Consider the following 4,750-nt stretch of genomic DNA (forward strand, 5'->3'; position numbering starts at 1 on the left):
CTCTACGTCACCACGGCCCGCACGGGCCTGGAGGCCCCGCCCCCGCTGTCGGGATCGCTCCTGGTGATCCCGGGGGCGGGCAAGGGCCTGGAGCAGCGGGCGTTCGCGGGCTGAACCACCCGAGGCCCCCAGAGAGGGCGCGCCCCGTCAGGGGCGCGGTCTCTCAGGGGCGCGGGGAACCGCGCGCCCGGCCACGGACAACCCGCACCCCGCGACGAACCCCCGGGCCCGACGGCGCTCAACCGCCTCGTGGCGGCAGCCCCCGGCGGTCAGAGCCCCACGGCCTTGAACTCCTCGGAGGTCAGCGGCGGCCCCGCCAACGGCGGCCGCAGCGGCCCGACCGCGGCGGCCAGCAGAACACCCGGCGTGAACAGCACCTCCGCCCCGCGCTCCAGCGAGGTCACATCCGTCAGGCGGCGCGCCACGCGTCCGTTGCCGGTGGCGGTGAGCAGGAGACGGTCGACGTACGCGGCGACCAGCCGCTCGCGCAGCGTCGGGCCGCCGTGCGTCGCCCCCGGGTAGAACACGTCCTGACTGGTGGCGAGGTCCCAGGCCGCGTTCACGGGACGGGCCATCGCCCGCTGGGCGCGGCGGGCGAGCCCCGGGGCACCCCAGCCGTCCCGGCGGATCACCTCGCGGAGCGCCACCGCGCTCTGGGCGGCGACCGACATGCCGTGCCCGTAGACGGGGTTGTACGCGGCGAGCGCGTCGCCGAGGACGGTGAAGTTCTCCGGCCAGCGGGCCATCCGCTCGTAGTGGTGACGCCGGTTGACCGTCGAGCGGGTGAACGCCACCTCGGTCAGCGGCTCGGCCCCGGCGAGGAGCTCACCGATCACCGGATGGCGCAGCTCCTCCAGGGGGAACCGCAGGAAGTCGTCGTCCGTCGCCGGGGGCTCGCCGCCCCGTGTGCCGGAGAGGGTGACGAGCCACCGGCCGCCCTCGATGGGCAGCAGCACCGCACCCCGGCCCGGACCCCCGGCACGCGGGTCGGGCTGCACGTTGACGACCGGGTAGCCGCCCCGGGCCTGCTCGGGGGCGAGGTACACCCGGCTGGCGTACGCGAGACCGGAGTCGACCTCCCGCCGCGCGGGTGCGGGCAGCCCGAGCGCGGCCAGCCACCGGGGCGCCCGGGAGGCGCGGCCCGTGGCGTCGACGACCAGGTCGGCCGCGAGGGTGCGCTCCGTACCGTCGGCCCCGCGGACCCGTACGCCGGTGACGGCGGCGGACGTACCCACCAGCCCCACCACCTCGGTGCGCTCCACCAGCCTGATCCGGTCGTCGTCGAGGACCTGGGCGCGGATCGTCGCGTCCAGCAGGTCCCGGCCGGCCAGCAGCAGGTGGTGCGAGGCGGGCCAGCGCCGGAACCAGCCCTGCGGGGCCAGCGCGACCATGTCCGTCGTGAGCGCCAGCCGGTGGGCCCCGGCCGCGAGCAGCTGCTCGGTGGCGCCGGGTACGAGGTTCTCGACGGCCCGGAGACCGCCGGACCACAGCAGGTGGGCGTGGCGCGCCTGGGGCAGGCCACGGCGGGGCTCGGGCCCGTCGGGCAGGACGTCGCGTTCGACGATCGTCACGGTGTGCGCGTGACCGACCAGGGCGCGGGCCGCGAGCATCCCGGCGTGTGATCCGCCGAGGACGACGGCGGACCGGGTGGAACGGGGACGATCACTCATGTGCGGGCACGCTCTCTGCTGCTGCGGCCGCCCGGACGCGGACGGCCTCGATCTCGTCGGTGTGACGCAGGACCCTGGACACGGCCTCGATCTCCCGCAGCAGGTCCGTGGTGTCGGGCGAGGCCGACGATGACGGGGAGGCCTGAGATGACAGGGATGCCGGCGCCGACGGGGAGGTCCAGGGGGGCGTGGGTGCCGGGCCGTCGACCCCGGCCGGGTGCGCCGACCGCTTCCGCGCCGCGACGGCCTCCTGGACCGCCAGGGCGTCCCGGATCGTCACGGCGGCGGCGAGCGCCCTCGCCCGGCCGGGCTCGTGACCCAGGTCGACGGCCGCGTCGTACGACCGCCGCAGCAGGCCCTCGTCGAAGTGGCGGGCCAGTTGCAGCAGTACGTCGCGGATGAACGTCTCGCGGCGGGTGAGGCGCAGCTCCGGGGCGGCCCGCAGGACGAACGGCACTCCGGAGCCGCCGGCGGTCCGCAGCAGCAGGTACAGGGGCCGCAGCCGCCAGTGGCCGAGCCGTACCCGAAGACGGCCGTGGAGGTACTGGCCGGCGTGCGGAAGGATGAAGCCGACCGCTACCAGCGTGGCCGAGACGGCGGCCACCGGCGGGGCCAGGTCCGTGGACAGCCAGTCCAGGTCGTGCCCGGTCCAGCGGGCGAGGACGGAGGTCAGCTTGGCGGAGTCGTACACCAGGTTCAGCGCGTAGCCGACGCCGAGGAACTTCAGGCCCCAGCGCAGCCAGGCGTCCAGCCCGTCGGTGCGGACCCAGTTGCGGACCAGCCGGTAGGTGATCAGGACCGCCACGGTGTGGGCGACGAGATAGAGGACGATCTCCTCACGCATGAAGGGCGTGGTGGCGTAGTACGTGTCCAGATCGCGCAGCCGCTCCACCGGGGTGTCCGCGAGCGCGAACAGCACCCACAGGGAGACGATCACCGCGCTGTAGACGCCGATCACCCACCGCATGGCACGGCGGGTCGCCCCCGGCCGGTCGGACGGGCCGCCCCGCCAGGCGAGGATCAGCAGCAGACAGGACGCGCAGAACGCGGTGATGAGCGAGTACACCCAGGGCGCGGAGATGTTCGGCACGCCAGTGATCCGGTTGACCCGGGCGATGGTCGGCGGCGCCGCGAAGACGAAGACCGCGCAGGCGAGCAGCAGCAGCCCGCCGACCGCGCGGAGCAGCGGGTCCCGCCACAGTTTGACGATGCTGGGCAGCTTGATCACCAGGGCGGCGGTGAGCACGGCCGTCGGTATCCAGAAGGAGATGTACAGCTGACCGAGCGCGCCGGAGGGATCCAGGGCCAGAGGGCCGGAGGGGTCCAGTGCCGTCCGGTGGCCGGAGGGATCCGCTGCCGGATGGCCTGACGGACGCAGCACCAGGTGCTGTGCCACCGCGCTCGTCGGGAGGCCCGCCCCCGGGACCGGCGCGGCGGTCATCTCCGTGGTCCGCTCTGTGGCCCGTGGTAGCCGAGGGACGTCTGGATGACCCTGCACAGGGGGTCGGCGGACCCCTGGTCGTCCGGGCCCGGGCCGGCCATCCACGTACGGAGCCCGGCGGCGAGCCGATGGCCGAAGTCGTCGGCCTCGCGCTCGTCGGCCTGGCGGGAGCCGTTGCGGGCGGCGATGGGGGTACCTCCCTGCTCCAGCGCGGCCGAGAGCTTGGGGGAGAGGGCGCGCTCCCGCCAGCCGGGCTCGCCGGCCAGCGCGCGGACGGCGGCGTCCGTGCCGGCCGCGTGGCGGTGGCAGTGCCCGGCGTGCATGTGCCACAACTCATGTCCCAGGATGACCAGTTGCTGCACCGCCTCGGCGCGCTCCTCGACGATGACCAGGTCGAAGTCCTGGAACTCCAGCCAGAGACCGGTCACTTCGATCTCGTCCGGGAACCGCTCGAACCGCAGATCGACCCGACGCCCGCCCCTGCGCTCACCCATCGCCTCGCACAGGGCCGCGCACAACTCCCGTACGCCGACCGGCCCGTCCACCCGCGCCTCGAGACCGGCGGTCAGCTCGGCCAGGAGCTTCCGCATCCCGGCCCCGGTCCGCAAGGAGGCGAGAGCGGCGGCGAGCCGTCTCCCGGCACGCGTGCCCACGAACCGGGCGACGCCCCGGTCGGCCGGCGCCCGCAGCCGCGCCCTCCCGGCGCTCACCGGCCTTCCGCCGGCTCGTCCGAGTCCCCGTCTCCATCGCCGTCCCCGCTCAGCAGGCCCTCCAGCATGACCGCGAGGGCCTCCTGCTTACGGGGCGTCAGACGCCGGCCGGAACGGAGGGCCAGGGTGACGACACCGTGGCGGGTGGCGAACTGGAGGAGGGCGGCGCCGTCCTGTGCCGCGCCCTCCAACTCCCTCAGGAGACGGTCGAGTTCCCTGTTCAGCGCGGTGGCGGCGGGGTCCGTGAAGAACATGGTGCCGTGCTCGGTGCCGAAGAAGCGCGCGAGCTCGGTCAGATCGGGCACGTTGGGCATCTTCTTGCCGAGGAGGAGCTGGCGCGCCCACTCGGGGCTGATCCCGAGCCGGGCCGCCACCTCCTTGCAGACATCGGCCGTCCGCTTGCCGGTCCGGGCGAGATACGCCTCGTGCAGTGCTCGCACCCGCCCCCGCACCCGGTCGTCGACCGGCTCGTCAGGCGGTTCCGCGCCGCTCAGCAGGGCCTCGACCTCGCTCTCGCGCAACGCCGTTCTCCTGGAGAGGCCCCGTACGCCGAGGAGTTCGCCCCGGTCGAGTTCCGCCTCGGTGATGCGCGCCTCAAGGCGCGCGAGTGTCTCGGGGAGAGGAAGCACGGCCCGACAGTACGCGTCCCGGACCGTCCCCACCCACGAAAGTCCAACGATCGTTGTGTTTTTACGAACGATCGTTTCCCGCGGCCCGGCGGAAGTGCTTCACTTCTACGGCCCCGTCCGAGGTCACGGCCACCATCCGGCATATCGAACCGCGAGGGCGAGCAGAACGAGGAAGGCACGAAGGAAGCCAGAGGAACCGGAAGCCCGAACGGCAAGCCCCCGGAAGGACCCCATGACCAGCACCAGCCCCGCACAGACCGAGCCCGCACAGCCCGAGCGCGCACAGTCCACCCGTCCCGC

Annotated in this window: 4 protein-coding genes and 1 pseudogene; 1 reads left to right on the forward strand and 4 read right to left on the reverse strand. The window is 74.1% G+C overall.

The annotated features are described in order from the left end of the window. Positions 1-114, forward strand: a pseudogene (locus FNH04_RS41460) (SMP-30/gluconolactonase/LRE family protein); the annotation flags it as partial. Between the two features lie 155 nt (positions 115-269). On the opposite strand, the gene FNH04_RS41465 reads toward FNH04_RS41460, so the two are convergent. From FNH04_RS41465 to FNH04_RS41480, 4 genes are read right to left on the reverse strand one after another with little or no spacing between them, the layout of a single operon-like run. Next, on the reverse strand, positions 270-1,670 hold the full coding sequence (locus tag FNH04_RS41465; protein ID WP_194236992.1) for an FAD-dependent monooxygenase family protein: 1,401 nt from the start codon (positions 1,668-1,670) through the stop codon (positions 270-272). Next, positions 1,663-3,111 carry an MAB_1171c family putative transporter gene (locus FNH04_RS41470; RefSeq protein ID WP_228031934.1) on the reverse strand — a complete coding sequence of 483 codons (1,449 nt, stop codon included), beginning with the start codon at positions 3,109-3,111 and terminating at the stop codon, positions 1,663-1,665. The genes FNH04_RS41465 and FNH04_RS41470 overlap by 8 nt, the downstream gene beginning before the upstream one ends. Next, the gene (locus tag FNH04_RS41475) at positions 3,108-3,764 is read right to left on the reverse strand and encodes a toxin-antitoxin system, toxin component (protein WP_322725377.1); all 657 of its coding nucleotides are present in this window, start codon (positions 3,762-3,764) and stop codon (positions 3,108-3,110) included. Before FNH04_RS41475 ends, FNH04_RS41470 begins: the two co-directional genes overlap by 4 nt. A gap of 53 nt (positions 3,765-3,817) precedes the next feature. Continuing rightward, positions 3,818-4,450: a transcriptional regulator gene (locus FNH04_RS41480; protein ID WP_228031935.1), complete on the reverse strand. Its 633-nt coding sequence runs from the start codon at positions 4,448-4,450 to the stop codon at positions 3,818-3,820. Between the last annotated feature and the right edge of the window lie 300 nt (positions 4,451-4,750).

The sequence above is a fragment of the Streptomyces phyllanthi genome, assembly GCF_009377205.1.
Classification (GTDB): domain Bacteria; phylum Actinomycetota; class Actinomycetes; order Streptomycetales; family Streptomycetaceae; genus Streptomyces; species Streptomyces phyllanthi.